1 protein-coding gene (cut by a window edge) is annotated in these 16,420 nt (G+C 71.5%); it reads left to right on the top strand.

Going from position 1 to position 16,420, the window contains the following annotated elements:
• The first annotated feature begins 71 nt into the window (after positions 1 to 71).
• Positions 72 to 16,420, top strand: the 5' portion of a protein-coding gene (locus JYA75_RS13460) for a non-ribosomal peptide synthase/polyketide synthase (RefSeq protein ID WP_203330100.1). It continues 13,195 nt past the right edge of the window; only the first 16,349 of its 29,544 coding nucleotides appear in the window; it begins with the start codon at positions 72 to 74; its stop codon lies off the right edge, out of view.

Raw genomic sequence — 16,420 nt, forward strand, 5'->3', positions numbered from 1 at the left:
GAGGTGGCCGCGGGGTCGACGGAGCGCGCACGACTGTGTGCGACACGCAGAGGTATCGGAGGATGAAGTAGATGGCTGAAGGCACGTCGGGCAAGCAGGCGCTGACGATCGCAGACCTGCCCCGGTTGCTGGCCGGAGTCGTGGACCGCGAGCCCGACCGCGTCGCCCTCGCCCACGGTGACACGCAGCTGACCTACAGCCGGCTCCAGCAGGAGATCGCCACCCTCGACGCCGCGATGGGGGGCGTGCTCGGTATCGAAGCGCTGGTCCCGGTCGTGCTGTCCAACCTCGCGCCCGCGCTTCTCGCCGACGGTGGGCTGCCCGCCGTGCTCGACCGGCTCCTCGCCGACGCCGCGTCCGTCCTCGGCGACGCGGCGGCCGCCCCCGCCGGCCCCGACCTCGGCACCCTCGCGGGCCGCTTCGACGCCCAGGTCGAGGCGACCCCGGACGCGGTCGCCCTCGAGTTCGACGGCGAGACCCTGACCTACGCGGAGTTCGACGCCCGCGTCAACCGGCTCGCGCGGCACCTGATCGGGCTCGGCGTGGGCCCGGACGCGCGCGTCGGCCTGTCGATGCGGCGGTCCTTCGACCTGCTCGTCGGCATGTACGCGATCGTCAAGGCCGGCGGGGCCTACGTGCCGCTGGACCCGGATCACCCCGCCGACCGCATCGCCTACGTCCTCGACACCGCGGAACCCGTCGCGGTGGTCACCACCGCCCGCGACCGGGTGGATCTGCCCGGGTCGGTGCCCGTGGTGCTCGTCGACACCCTCGACCTCGCGGACGTATCCGCGGACCCGGTGCGCGACGACGAGCGGCTCGGCCCCCTGACCGCCGACAGTCTCGCGTACGTCATCTTCACCTCCGGCTCCACCGGCCGCCCGAAGGGCGTCGCGGTCGAGCACCGGGCCATCGTCGCGAACATCGCCTGGCGACAGGCCGAGTACGGGCTGCGCGGCGACGACGTCGTGCTGCAGAAGACGCCGTTCACGTTCGACGTGTCGGTGTGGGAGTTCTTCTGGCCGCTGCAGGTAGGGGCGCGCCTGTCGATCGCGAGGCCCGACGGCCACCGCGACCCCGCCTACCTCGCGCAGACCATGATCGAGCGCCGGGTCACGGTCGCCCACTTCGTCCCGTCCATGCTCGCGGTCTACCTCGCCGAGCCCACCGCCGCGGCCGTCACCTCGCTGCGGTATGTCTTCGCCTCGGGCGAGGCGCTGCCCGCGCAGACCGTCGCCCGATTCCACCGGATCTCCACGGCCGGGCTGCACAACCTGTACGGCCCGACCGAGGCCGCGGTCGACGTCACCTACTACGCGACCCACGGCGACGACGCGGTCGTCCCCATCGGTGCGGCCGTCGCCGACACCGACCTCTACGTCCTCGACGAGGGCCTGCGACCCGTTCCGCAGGGTGTCGAGGGAGAGCTGTACCTCGCGGGCATCCAGCTCGCGCGCGGCTACCTGCGCCGACCCGACCTGACCGCGGACCGCTTCGTCGCCGACCCGTTCGGTGCGCCCGGCGACCGCATGTACCGCACCGGTGACCTGGTCAGGTGGAACGCCGAGGGCCTGATCGAGTACGTCGGCCGCACCGACTTCCAGGTCAAGCTGCGCGGCCTGCGCATCGAGCTCGGCGAGATCGAATCCGCCCTGCTCGACCATCCCGGGGTCCGGCAGGCGGTCGTCGTCGTGCACTCCGACGAGACGCTCGGCGACCACCTCGTCGGCTACCTCGTCACCGACGGCGAACCGATCGACCGCACCGAACTGGCCGCGGCCGTGCGCCGGCGGCTGCCGGACTACATGGTGCCGTCGCTGTTCGTCGAGATGACCGAGTTCCCTCTCAACGCGTCGGGCAAGCTCGAGCGCAGGGCCCTGCCCGAGCCCGACTTCAGTTCTCTGGCAACCGAATACCGCGCACCGAGCACTCCCACCGAGGAGACGGTCGTCGCGGCCTTCGAGAGCGTGCTCGGCGTCGAGCGTCTCGGCGTCGACGACGACTTCTTCGCCCTGGGCGGCAACTCGCTGAGTGCGACGCGCGTCGTGGCACGTATCAACGCCGACCACAAGGTCCGCATCGACGTGCGGGAGTTCTTCGACGCCCCGACCGCCGCGCAGCTCGCCACGCTCGTCGACACGGCGATGGCCGCCGGCGACTCCCACCGGCCTCCGCTGGTGCCGCAGGTGCGGCCGGAGCGGGTGCCGCTGTCGCTGGCGCAGCGGCGGATGTGGTTCCTCAACCGCCTCGATCCCGGCTCGGCGGTCAACAACATCACGGTCGCACTGCGGCTGTCCGGGACGCTCGACGTCGACGCGCTCCGGGCGGCCGTGTCGGACGTGGTCGCGCGGCACGAGGTGCTGCGCACCGTCTACCCGGAGACGGAGGGGGTCGGCTACCAGCAGGTGCTGCCGGCCTCCGGCGTGGAACTGGACCTCACGCCGGCGAGGGTGACCGAGTCCGAGATCGTGTCGACGGTGGCGGGCACCGTCGCGGCCGGGTTCGACGTCACGACCGAGGTGCCCGTTCGCGTCCGTCTGCTGCAGGTCTCGGACACCGAGCACGTGCTGGTGCTCGTGGTGCACCACATCGCAGCGGACGGCTTCTCGATGGGTCCGCTCACGCGGGACGTGATGGTCGCCTACGACGCCCGTACCCGGCACGAGGCACCCGCCTGGGAGCCGTTGGCCGTGCAGTACGCCGACTACGCCATCTGGCAGCGGCAGGCCCTCGGTTCGGAGGACGATCCGCAGTCGGTCGTCACGCAGCAGATCGAGTACTGGGCGCGCCGTCTCGACGGTGTGCCCGAGCGGCTGGACCTCCCGACCGACCGGCCCCGGCCCGTCGTCGCCACCAACCGTGCCTCGGTGCACGCCTTCACCGTCGACGAATCGGTGCACCGGGGTCTCGTCCGGCTGGCGCAGGACACCCGGACGACGCCGTTCATGGTGGTGCACGCCGCCCTGGCGGCCGTCCTCAGCCGCCTGTCGGGCTCGGCGGACGTCACCATCGGCACGCCGATCGCCGGTCGCGGTGAGCAGGAACTCGACGACCTGATCGGCATGTTCGTCAACACCCTGGTGCTGCGCACCGAGGTCGCGCCGGGCGAGCCGTTCACCCGGCTCCTGGCGCGCGTGCGCGAGTCCGACCTCGCGGCGTTCGGGCACGCGGACGTCCCGTTCGAGCGGCTCGTGGAGGTGCTCGATCCGGTCCGGTCGCAGTCCCATCACCCGCTGTTCCAGGTGATGCTCGCGTTCCAGAATCTCGAACAGACCACCCTCGAGCTCGGCGACCTCGCGATCAGCCCGGTCACCGCGAATCTCGAACAGTCCCAGTACGATCTGTCGTTCATCTTCGTCGAAACGGTCGACGAGGACGGCGAGCCGGGTGGCCTCGCCTGCGACCTGCGGTACGCCACCGATCTGTTCGACGAGGCGACGATCGCCTCGTTCGTGCGGCGGTTGCTGCGGGTGCTCGGGACCGTCGCGGCCGAGCCGGCGCGGGCGGTGGGCGACGTCGAGTTCCTGTCGGAGCCCGAGCGGCGGGCGCTGACGTCGGTGCACGGCGCACCGGCCGAGCCCGCCGGCACGCTGGACGAGATCCTGTCCGCCGCCGCCCGGCGCGATCCCGGCGCCGTGGCCCTGCGGTTCGACGGCCGGTCCGTGTCGTACGGGGAGCTGGATGCGGCGTCGTCGCGCCTGGCGCGGCTGCTGATCTCCCGCGGCATCGGACCGGAAGACCGTGTGGCGCTCGCCGTCCCGCGGTCGATCGAGTCGGTGGTCGCGCTGTGGGCGGTCGTCCGGTCCGGAGCGGCGTTCGTCCCCGTGGACCCGACGTACCCGATCGAGCGGATCGCGTACATGCTGTCGGATTCCGGTGCGGCGCTGGGTATCACATCGGCCGAATCAGCCGGCGCGCTGCCGGGCACGGTGTCCTGGCTCGTGCTCGAGGAGGCGGTCGAGGCCGGCGCCGGGCTGCCGTCGGAACCGGTGTCCGACGCCGAGCGCGTACGCTCGCTGCTTCCGGCGCATCCGGCGTACGTCATCTACACCTCCGGCACGACGGGCACGCCGAAGGGTGTGGTCGTCGCGCATGCCGGCGTGGTGAACTTCTGTGCCGAACAGGTGGAACGGTATTCCGTCACCGCCGACTCCCGGACGTTGCACTTCGCGTCGCCGAGCTTCGATGCGTCGGTTCTCGAACTGCTGCTGGCGTTCGGCGCGGGCGCGACGATGGTCGTCGCGCCGACCTCCGTGTACGGCGGCGCCGAACTCGCCGGCCTGCTGGCGGACGAAGCGGTCACCCATGCCTTCGTGACCCCCGCTGCCCTCGGCTCGGTGGACCCTGCGGGCCTCGACTGCGTCCGCGTGGTGATCACGGGCGGCGAGGCGTGCTCCCCGGGCCTGGTGTCGCGCTGGGCGACGATCCTGCCCGACGGATCGCGCCGCGCGTTCTTCAACGCCTACGGTCCCACCGAGTCGACGGTGGCGTCGAACATCAGCGACGCGTTGCTGCCCGGTGATCCGGTGGTGATGGGCGGCCCCGTCCGCGGCATGCGGGTGCTCGTTCTCGACGACCGGTTGCGGCCGGTGCCGGTCGGCGTCCCCGGCGAGCTGTATCTGGCGGGAATCCAGGTGGCCCGCGGGTATCTGGGTCGGGCCGGGCTGACGGCCGAGCGGTTCGTGGCAGACCCGTACGCCACCGACGGCAGCCGGATGTACCGCACCGGTGACGTGGTGCGGTGGTTCGGCTCTCCCGGCGACGAGGCGGCCGGTGTGGTCGAGTACGTCGGCCGGGCCGACGACCAGGTGAAGATCCGCGGCTTCCGGATCGAACTCGGTGAGATCGAGGCGGCCCTCGCGCGGTGCGCCGGTGTCGCCCAGTCGGTCGCGACGGTGCGCCGGGACGGGCAGCGTGGTGAGCAGCTCGTCGGGTACGTCGTCCCCGAACCGGGCACCGAACTCGACGGCGCCGCCGTCAGGGATTCCGTGGCGCAGTTCCTGACGAGCTACATGGTGCCGCATGCGGTGGTGGTCCTGGACTCGATCCCGCTGACGCCCGGCGGCAAGCTCGACCGGCGTGCACTGCCGGAACCGGAGCAGGAGGCCCGCGTCTTCCGGGCGCCGACCACCCCGGTCGAGGAGATCGTCGCGCGGGTCTTCGCCGACGTCCTCGGCGTGGACCGCGTCGGGCTGGACGACGACTTCTTCGAACTGGGCGGCAACTCGCTCGTCGCCACGCAGGTCATCTCCCGTCTCGGCGCGGCGCTCGGCGCCACGATTCCGGTGCGGACGCTGTTCGAGGCGTCCGGGGTCGCCGCCCTGGCCGCGCGCCTCGAGCAGGCCGACGCCTCCGGCAGCCGAGCGCCGTTGGTGGCGCGGACCCGACCGGAGCGGGTCCCGCTGTCGTTGGCGCAGCGCCGGATGTGGTTCCTCAACCGGTTCGAACCGGACTCCGCGGTGAACAACATCCCGCTGGCCATCCGGCTGTCCGGACTGCTGGACCGGCACGCGCTGCAGGTGGCGGTCGCCGACGTGCTGGCCCGTCACGAGTCCCTGCGGACGGTGTACCCGGACGCCGACGGGGTGGCGTACCAGCAGGTGCTGCCGACCTCGCGGGTGATTCCCGATCTGTCGCCGATCCCGGTGTCCGAGGCCGAGCTGCTCGGCGAGGTCCTGACGATGGCCTCGGCCGGCTTCGACGTGTCGACACAGGTGCCGTTCCGGGCGCGGTTGTTCGAGGTGTCCGCGACCGAGCATGTTCTCGTCCTCGTCGTGCACCACATCGCGGCCGACGGCTTCTCCATGGGGCCGCTCACGCGTGACGTGGTGGTGGCGTACTCGGCGCGCGCCACCGGTGGGGAGCCGGAGTGGGAGCCCCTGCCGGTGCAGTACGCCGACTACGCGTTGTGGCAGCGGGAGGTTCTCGGATCGGAGGACGATCCGGACTCGGTGATCGCGAGCCAGGAAGCGTACTGGACCGGCGCGCTCGCCGGGCTGCCCGAGCAGCTCGACCTGCCGTCGGACCGGCCCCGGCCGGCGTTCGCATCCAATTCGGGTGCGGTGCACGAGTTCTCGCTCGGACCGGAACTCCATGCCGCGATCGGACGGGTGGCGCGGGAGCGTAACGTCACCCCGTTCATGGTGGTGCACGCGACGCTGTCGGTGCTGCTGGCGCGGTTGTCGGGCACCGACGACATCGCCATCGGCACCCCGGTGGCCGGCCGCGGCGAGCAGGAACTCGACGACCTGGTCGGCATGTTCGTCAACACCCTGGTGCTGCGCACCCGGGTCGAGGGTGGGGAGTCCTTCGCGGACCTGCTCGCGCGGGTACGCGGGACCGACCTCGACGCGTTCGCGCACGCGGACGTGCCGTTCGAGCGGCTGGTGGAGGTGCTCAATCCCGCCCGGTCGACGGCGCGGCACCCGCTGTTCCAGGTGATGCTGTCCTTCCAGAACCAGGCGATGGGGTCCCTCGAGCTGCCGGGCCTGAGCGTCTCGGGCCTCGACTTCGACGCCGCGACCGCCCGGTTCGACCTGCAGTTCTCCCTCGCCGAAACGGCTGCCGAGACAGCCGATTCCGCCGGATACGCGGTCGGGATCACCTATGCGACGGATCTTTTCGATGCGGCGACGGTGGCGGGGTTCGCGGCGCGGTTCGTGCGGGTGCTCGAGGAGGTGGTGGCGGATCCGTCGGTGGCGGTGGGCGACCTGGAGATCCTCGAGCCGGTGGAGCGGTCGCGGGTGCTCGAGGTGTGGAACGACACGGCACATCCGGTGCCGTCGGTGACGTTGGTGGGGTTGTTCGAGGAGCGGGTGCGCCGGTCGCCGGAGGCGGTGGCGGTGGTGTTCGGGGACGAGTCGTTGACGTACGGCGAGTTCGCCGGGCGGGTGCGCCGGTTGGCGCGGCATCTGGTGTCGGTGGGGGTGGGGCCGGAGTCGCTGGTGGGGTTGGCGATGCGCCGGTCGGTGGATCTGCTGGTGGGGATGTATGCGGTCGTGGAGGCCGGGGGCGGGTATGTGCCGGTGGATCCGGATCAGCCGGCGGAGCGCAACGGCTACATCCTCGAGGTGGCGGAACCGGTGGTAGTGCTGACCACGACGCGGGACGGGTTCGAGGCGCCGGGGGAGACGACTGTCCTGTGCGTCGACGCGGTGGACCTGTCGGAGTATTCCGATACGCCGCTCGCGGACGCGGACCGGACGGCGCCGTTGCGGCCGTCGAACACGGCGTATGTGATCTTCACGTCGGGGTCGACGGGCCGGCCCAAGGGTGTGGGCGTCTCGCATGCGGCGATCGTCAATCGTCTGGTGTGGATGCAGGGGCGGTACGGGCTGACCGCCGAGGATGTGGTGTTGCAGAAGACGCCGTTCACGTTCGATGTGTCGGTGTGGGAGTTCTTCTGGCCGTTGCAGGTCGGGGCGCGGCTGGTGGTGGCGGCGCCGGACGGCCACCGTGACCCGGGGTATCTCGCTGCGGTCATGCGCGCACGGTCGGTGACGGTCGCGCACTTCGTGCCGTCGATGCTGGCGGTGTTCGTCGCCGAACCGGCCGTGGCCGGCCTCTCCGCGCTCCGCTACGTCTTCGCATCGGGTGAGGCGTTGCCGGGCGCGGTCGCGGCGCGTATGCGGACGCTGGTCCCGGGTGTGAGCGTGCACAACCTGTACGGGCCGACCGAGGCCGCGGTGGACGTGACGTTCCACGAGGTGACCGACGCGGACGTGGTGTCGGTGCCGATCGGTGCGCCGGTGTGGAACACGCGGGTGTACGTGCTCGACGCCCGGCTGCGCCCGGTCCCGGTGGGGGTGGCCGGGGAGCTGTACCTGGCCGGGGTGCAGCTGGCCCGCGGCTACGTCCGTCGGGCGGACCTGACGGCCGACCGGTTCGTCGCGTCGCCGTTCGGCGCGCCCGGGGAGCGGTTGTACCGCACGGGCGACCTGGTGACGTGGACCGAGGGCGGGGAACTCGAGTACATCGGGCGTACGGACTTCCAGGTCAAGCTGCGCGGCCTGCGCATCGAGCTGGGCGAGATCGAGGCCGCGCTCGTCGAACACACCGAGGCGGTCCAGGCGGTCGCGATGGTCCGCAACGAGCAGCTGGTGGCGTACGTCGTCCCCGCGGCCGGGACGTTCGACCACACCCTCGCCCGCCGTGCCCTCGAGGCGCACCTGCCGTCGTACATGGTGCCGTCGGCGTTCGTGGAACTGGACGCGCTGCCGCTGAACGCGTCGGGCAAGCTGGACCGTAAGGCGTTGCCGGAGCCGGTGTTCGAGGTCAAGGCGTTCCGGGCCGCGACGACTCCGGTGGAGGAGATCGTGGCGGGTGTGTTCGCCGAGGTGCTCGGTCTCGACCGGGTGGGCCTCGACGACGACTTCTTCGCCCTCGGCGGCAACTCGCTGATCGCCACGCAGGTGGTCTCGCGGATCGGTGCGGCGCTCGATGCGTCGGTGCCGCTGCGGCTGCTGTTCGAAACCTCCACCGTCGAAGCGTTCGCCGCGGAGGTCGGCCGCCAGATCGGTACCGGCGCCCGGCGCCCGCTCGAGGCGGCACCGCGTCCCGAGCGGCTGCCGCTGTCGCTGGCCCAGCAGCGTTACTGGTTCCTCAACCAGTTCGACACCTCCTCCGCGGTGGACAACATCCCCTTCGCGGTGCGGCTCCAGGGTGAGCTCGACCTGGCCGCGATGCAGGCGGCGGTCCGCGACGTGATCGGCCGGCACGAGATGCTGCGCACCTACTACCCGGACCCGGACGGCGAGCCGCACCAGATCGTGCTCCCCGTGGACGACGCGCTGCCCGACCTGACGCCGTACGACGTCACCGAGGACGACCTCACCGGCGAGATCGTCGCATTCATGTCCACGACCTTCGACGTGACACGGCAGGTGCCGGTGGCGTCGCGGATCTTCCGGATCACCGACTCCGACTACGTCCTGGCGTTCGTCGTGCACCACGTCTCCGCCGACGGCGCCTCCATGGCGCCCCTCGCGCGCGACGTCACGATCGCCTACGAGGCACGTTCCCGCGGCGAGGCGCCCGGCTGGGAGCCGCTGCCCGTGCAGTACGCGGACTACGCGTTGTGGCAGCGTGACGTCATCGGTTCGGAGGACGACCCCGACTCCGTCGCCGCCGGGCAGGTCGAGTACTGGAAGCGGACCCTGGCCGGTCTGCCCGACCAGATCGATCTCCCGGCCGACCGGCCGCGGCCCCCTCGCCAGAGCTTCCGCGGCGAATCGCTGCACTTCACCGTCGACGCCGACGTCCACCGGGGCCTGCAGGAGCTGGCGCGCCGGCACAACGCCACGCTGTTCATGGTGATCCACGCCGCCCTGGCGACCCTGATGGGCCGGCTGTCGGGCACCGACGACGTCGCGATCGGCACGCCGATCGCGGGCCGGGGCGAGCGGGTGCTCGACGATCTGATCGGCATGTTCGTCAACACGCTGGTCTTCCGCACCCGAGTGCAGTCCGACGTCGCGTTCGACGAGTTCCTGGCCCAGGTGCGCGAGACGGACCTGGGGGCGTTCGCGAACGCCGACGTGCCGTTCGAGCGCCTGGTCGAGGTGCTCAACCCCGTGCGCTCGACGGCCCGCAACCCGCTGTTCCAGGTGGGCCTGTCCTTCCAGAACCTCGCGCAGACGAAGCTGGAGCTGCCGGGGCTGACCGTCTCGCCGACGAACTTCGAACTCGAGCTCGCCAAGACCGACCTGCAGCTGACGGTCTTCGACCGCTACGACGAGGACGGGACGCCCGCCCGCATCGACGCGACGTTCACATGTGCGACGGACCTGTTCGACAAGGGCACCGTGGCCGGTTTCGCGGAGCGGTTCGTGCGGGTGCTCGAGGCGATTGTGGCCGATCCGTCGGTGGCGCTGGGTGATATCGAGATTCTCGAGGCGGCCGAGCGGGTGCGGGTGCTCGAGGCGTGGAACGAGACCGCTCATGCGACCGGGGGGCCGGCGACGTTGGTGGATCTGTTCGACGAGCAGGTGCGGCGCGCTCCCGAGGCCACAGCCCTGTTCTTCGAGGGCGAGACGCTCACCTACGGCGAGTTCGATGCGCGCGTCAACCGGCTCGCCCGGCGCCTGATTGCGGCCGGGGTGGGACCCGAGTCGACGGTGGCATTGGCGATGCGCCGGTCGACGGAGTTGCTGGTCGGGATGTACGCGGTGGCCAAGGCCGGTGGTGCGTATGTGCCGGTCGATCCGGATCAGCCGGCCGAGCGGACCGGATACATCCTCGACGCCGCGGCCCCGGTAGTGCTGCTCACCACTGGGCGGGACGCGTTCGAGGTGCCGGGGGAGAGGTCTGTCCGCACTCTGGAACTCGATGCGGCGGATCTGTCGGTGTTCGCGGACGGCCCGGTCGGCGATGCGGAGCGGTTGGCGCCGTTGCGGGCGTCGAACACGGCGTATGTGATCTTCACGTCGGGTTCGACGGGTCGGCCGAAGGGTGTGGCGGTGCCGCACGGGGCGATCGTGAACCAGTTGGTGTGGAAGCGGGCGGAGTACGAGCTCGGTGCCGACGATGCGGTGTTGCTCAAGACGGCGGCGACGTTCGATCTGTCGGTGTGGGAGTTCTGGTCGGCGCTGGTCTCCGGTGGCCGGTTGGTGATCGCCGCGCCGGACGGGCACCGCGACCCGGGCTATCTGAACGCCCTGACGGCGGAGCGGTCCGTGACCACCCTGCACGTGGTGCCGTCGATGCTCGAGACGCTCCTCGTCGACGGCGAGGACCGGCTCCCGGCGTCGGTGCGACGGGTGCTCGCGATCGGTGAGGCGTTGCCGGCGGCGACGGCGCGACGGTTCCTGGCGCACAACACGGCCCGGTTGGACAACCTGTACGGTCCGACCGAGGCCGCGGTGTCGGTGACCTTCCACGAGGTCGACGACGCCACCGGGGTGTCGGTGCCGATCGGTGTCCCGGAGTGGAATTCGCGGGTGTACGTGCTCGACGCGCGGCTGAATCCGGTCCCGGCCGGCGTGCCCGGCGAGCTGTACCTGGCGGGTGCGCAGCTGGCGCGCGGCTACCACGGCCGGGCGGATCTGACGGCGGAGCGGTTCGTCGCGTCCCCGTTCGGGGACGGCGAACGGCTCTACCGCACCGGCGATCTCGTCCGGTGGATCGGGACGGGCGACGGGGGCGGCGAGCTCGACTACGTGGGCCGCGGCGACTTCCAGGTGAAGGTGCGCGGATTCCGCATCGAGCTCGGCGAGATCGAGGCCGCGCTGCGCGGCATCGACGAGGTGCGCGACGTGACGGTGATCGCGCGGGACGACGAGCGTGGGGGCGCGCAGCTCGTGGCGTACGTGGTTCCGGCCGCCGGTGCGGAATTCGATGCGGCGGAGCTCAAGTCGGCCCTGTCGCAGCAGCTGCCGTCGTACATGGTGCCGGCGGCGTTCGTGGTGCTCGAGGCGCTGCCGCTGAACGTCAACGGCAAGCTCGACCGCAGGGCGCTGCCGGCGCCGGTGTTCGAGGCCCGGGAGTTCCGGGCCCCGACCACCGTCACGGAGGAGGCCGTGGCGCGGGTGTTCGCCGAGGTGCTCGGTCTCGAACAGGTCGGTCTCGACGACGACTTCTTCGAGCTCGGCGGCAACTCCCTGCTCGCCACCCAGGTGGCATCCCGGCTCGGTGCCGCGCTCGATGTCCGGGTGCCGATCCGCGCGCTGTTCGAGTCGCCCACCGTCGAGGCGCTCGCCGTGTCCGTCCAGCACCAGAGCGCCGACGCCCGGCGGCCGCTCGAGGCGCGGCAGCGTCCCGAGCGGATCCCGCTGTCGCTGGCCCAGCAGCGGATGTGGTTCCTCAACCGCTTCGACACGGACACCGCCGCGTACAACGTGCCGATGGCGATCCGGCTGACCGGAACGCTCGACGTCGCGGCGCTGCAGGCGGCGGTCGGTGACCTCGTCACCCGGCACGAGATCCTGCGGACCTACTACCCGGAGACGGCCGAGGGCCCGATCCAGGTCGTCGTGCCCGCCGCCCAGGCCGAACAGGATCTCACCCCGATCGCGGTCGGCGAGAACGACATCGTCGCGGCCGTCCGGGAACTCGGCGCCACGACCTTCGACGTCACCATCGAGGTGCCGTTGCGGGTGCGGCTGTTCCGGCTCGCCGCGAACGACCACGTGCTCGCCCTGGTCGTCCACCACATCTCGGCCGACGGTTCGTCGGCGGGCCCGCTCACCCGGGACCTGATGCAGGCCTACATCGCGCGTTCGCAGGGCGAGTTCCCCGCGTGGGCGCCACTGCCGGTGCAGTACGCGGACTACGCGCTGTGGCAGCGGGAGGTCCTCGGGTCCGAGGACGATCCGGACTCGGTTGCGGCGAAGCAGGTGGCGTACTGGAAGAACGCGCTGGCCGGTCTGCCCGACCAGCTGGACCTGCCCACCGACCGGCCGCGCCCGGCGGTGCAGTCCTTCGCCGGCGCCCGGACCGGATTCGCCGTCGATCCGGAGCTGCACGCCCGGCTGATCGACCTCGCCCGTCGCAGCAACACGACGCTGTTCATGGTGATGCACACCGCCCTCGCGGTGTTCCTCGCGCGGATGTCCGACACGGACGACATCGCGATCGGCACGCCCATCGCGGGGCGTGACGAGCGGGCGCTGGACGATCTGATCGGCATGTTCGTCAACACCCTTGTCTTCCGCACGCAGGTCCAGCCGGATGCGGCGTTCGAGGACCTGCTGGCACAGGCCCGCGAGGCCGACCTGGGGGCGTTCGCCAATGCGGACGTGCCGTTCGAGCGGCTCGTGGAGGTGCTCAACCCCGTCCGCTCCACCGCGCGGCACCCGTTGTTCCAGGTGGGCCTGTCGTTCCAGAACGTCGCCCAGTCCCGGCTCGAGCTGCCGGGTCTGACCATCGCGAACGTCGACGCGGACATGCAGATCTCCCAGTTCGACCTGCATCTGATCGTCACCGACCGGCACGCCGAGGACGGTGCCGCGGCCGGGGTGACCGGCTTCTTCACCTATGCCACGGACCTGTTCGACGAGTCCACGGTGGCCGGTTTCGCCCGCCGCTTCCTGCGGTTGCTCGAAGCGGTGGTGGCGGACCCGTCGCTCCCGGTGGGCGATGTGCCGCTGCTCGACGACGCCGAGCGGCTCCGGGTGCTCGAGGGCTGGAACGACACCGATCACGCCGTGGACGCGTCGGTGACCCTGCCCGACCTGTTCGACGCGCAGGTGCGCCGGACTCCGGACGCCACGGCCCTGTTCTTCGAGGGTGAGACGCTCACCTACGGCGAGTTCGACATCCGCGTCAACCGGCTTGCCCGTCGCCTGATCTCGGCGGGGGTCGGCCCGGAGTCGACGGTGGCGCTGGCGATGCGCCGGTCGATCGAGCTCCTCGTCGGCATGTACGCCGTCGCCAAGGCCGGTGGCGTGTACGTGCCGCTCGACCCGGATCAGCCGGCCGAGCGGACCGGGTACATCCTGGATGCCGCGGCTCCGGTGGTGGTGCTGACCGCCGACGCGGTCGAGATCCCGGGGGACAGGTCTGTCCCGCGCCTGGCGATCGACACGGCCGACCTGTCGACCTACGCCGGTGCTCCGGTCACCGACGCCGAGCGGCGGGCGCCGCTGCGGGCGTCGAACACCGCGTACGTGATCTTCACCTCCGGTTCGACGGGCAAGCCGAAGGGTGTGGCGGTGCCGCACGGCGCGATCGTGAACCAGTTGCTGTGGAAGCGCGAGCACTTCGGCCTCGGATCGCAGGACGCGGCGCTGCTCAAGACCGCGGCGACGTTCGACCTGTCGGTGTGGGAGTTCTGGTCGGCGCTGGTCTCCGGGGGCCGGCTGGTGATCGCCGCGCCGGAGGGTCACCGCGATCCCGGCTACCTGAACGCCCTGATGGCCGAGCAGGAGGTCACCACCCTGCATGTGGTGCCGTCGATGCTCGAGGCGCTGCTCGTCGACTCCGACGGGATGCTGCCGAGGTCGCTGCGCCGGGTGCTCGCGATCGGTGAGGCGCTGCCGGCGGCGACGGCGCAGCGGTTCCTGCGACACAACAGCGCGCAGCTGGTCAATCTCTACGGCCCGACCGAGGCCGCGGTGTCGATCACCGCGGGCGACGTGGTGGGCGACGCAGGCGCCTCGGTGTCCATCGGTGTGCCGGAATGGAACTCGCGGGTCTACGTGCTGGACGGGCGCCTGCATCCGGTGCCGGTCGGCGTGTCCGGCGAGCTGTACCTCGCCGGTGCACAGCTGGCGCGCGGCTACCACGGCCGGGCGGATCTGACGGCGGAGCGGTTCGTCGCCTCCCCGTTCGGCGACGGCGAGCGGCTCTACCGCACCGGCGACCTCGTCCGGTGGGACACCACCGGCCGCCTGGAGTACCTCGGCCGCAGCGACTTCCAGGTGAAGGTGCGCGGATTCCGCATCGAGCTCGGCGAGATCGAGGCCGCGCTGCGCGGCGCCGACGAGGTGCGCGACGTGGCGGTGATCGCCCGGGAGGACGACCGGGCGGGCACGCAGCTCGTGGCGTACCTGGTTCCGGAGACGGGCGCGGTGCTCGACATCGCGCACGTGAAGTCCGGGCTCGCCGGCGCGTTGCCGTCGTACATGGTGCCGGCGGCGTTCGTGGTGCTCGAGGCGCTGCCGCTGAACGTCAACGGCAAGCTCGACCGCAAGGCGCTGCCGGAACCGGTGTTCGAGGCGCGGCAGTTCCGCGCTCCGAGCACCCCCGTCGAGGAGATCGTCGCGGGCGTGTTCGCCGAGGTGCTCGGCCTCGCCCGGGTCGGCGTCGACGACGACTTCTTCGAGCTCGGCGGCAACTCGCTGCTCGCCACCCAGGTGGTCTCCCGCATGGGGGCCGCGCTCGACGCGAAGATCCCCGTCCGGGTCGTCTTCGAGGCGCCCACGGTCGAGGCCCTGGCCGTCGCGGTCGAGCAGCACGCCGGCGGGGGCGGTCGTCCGCCGCTGGTGCCGCAGCCGCGGCCGGACCGGATCCCGCTGTCGCTGGCGCAGCAGCGCATGTGGTTCCTCAACCGCTTCGACACCGGGTCGGCGGTCAACAACATCCCGGTGGCGGTCCGGCTGACCGGAACGCTCGACGTGGACGCCATGCGGGCCGCGGTGCGCGACGTCGTCGCCCGGCACGAGGTGCTGCGCACCGTCTACCCGGAGTCCGACGGGCACGCCTTCCAGGTGGTCCTCCCGGTCGCCGAGGCCGCACCCGATCTCACGCCCGAACCGGTCTCCGAGGCCGACCTCGTCGCCCGGGTCACCGAGGTGGTCTCCGCCGGCTTCGACGTCACCGAAGAGATCCCCCTGCGCGCCAAGCTCTTCCGGATCGCCGGCGACGACCATGTGCTGGTGTTCGTCGCGCACCACATCAGTGCCGACGGCTGGTCCATGGCACCGCTGACGCGGGACGTGATGATCGCCTACGTCGCGCGCGCGGCGGGGCACGAACCGGACCGGGCGCCGCTGCCGGTGCAGTACGCGGACTTCGCGTTGTGGCAGCGGCAGGTCCTGGGATCGGAGGACGATCCGGACAGCCTCGTCTCCGCGCAGGCCGACTACTGGAAGCGGACGCTCGCCGGCCTGCCCGACGAGCTGAACCTGCCCACCGACCGGCCGCGGCCGTCGGTGCAGGCCTTCGAGGGCGGCACGGTCGAGTTCCGCATCGACGCGGCCACCCACCGGCAGGCCGCCGACCTCGCCCGGCGCAGCGGCACGACGCTGTTCATGGTCATGCACACCGCCCTCGCGGTGTTCCTCGCGCGCATGTCCGCCGCCGACGACATCGCGATCGGCACGCCGATCGCCGGCCGCGGTGAGGCCGAACTCGACGAGATGATCGGCATGTTCGTCAACACCCTGGTGCTGCGCAGCCACATCGACGCCGACGCCGGGTTCGCCGAGCATCTCGGGCACATCCGCGAGAGCGATCTCGAGGCGTTCGCCCACGCGGATCTTCCGTTCGAGCGGCTCGTCGAGATCCTCAACCCCGAGCGGTCCACGGCCCGGCACCCGCTGTTCCAGGTCGCCATGTCGTTCGAGAACCTCCCCGAGACCGGACTCGAGCTGCCCGAGCTGAGTGTGTCCACGGTGCCGTTCGACGTGGACAGCGCCAAGTTCGACCTCGCACTGACCCTGCGGGAGCACACCACCACCGAGGGCGGACCGGACGGGATCTCCGCCGAGTTCTCCTACGCGCGGTCCCTGTTCGACGCCGGCACCGTCGAGGGGTTCGCCGCCCGCTTCGCGCACCTCCTCGACGCGGCGTTGGCCGACCCGGCCCTGCCCGTCGGTGACCTGCCGCTGCTCGCGCCGCACGAGCTCGAGCGGCTGACCCACGTCCGCGGCACCGACGTCGTCAGCGGCGGAACCCTCGCCGACCTCCTCACGGCCGGCGCGTCCCTGGACCCGGACGCCACCGCCGTGCGGTACGAGGGACGGTCGATCACCTACCGCGA

It is taken from the genome of Rhodococcus sp. PSBB066 (genome assembly GCF_017068255.1).
GTDB lineage: Bacteria > Actinomycetota > Actinomycetes > Mycobacteriales > Mycobacteriaceae > Rhodococcus > Rhodococcus aetherivorans.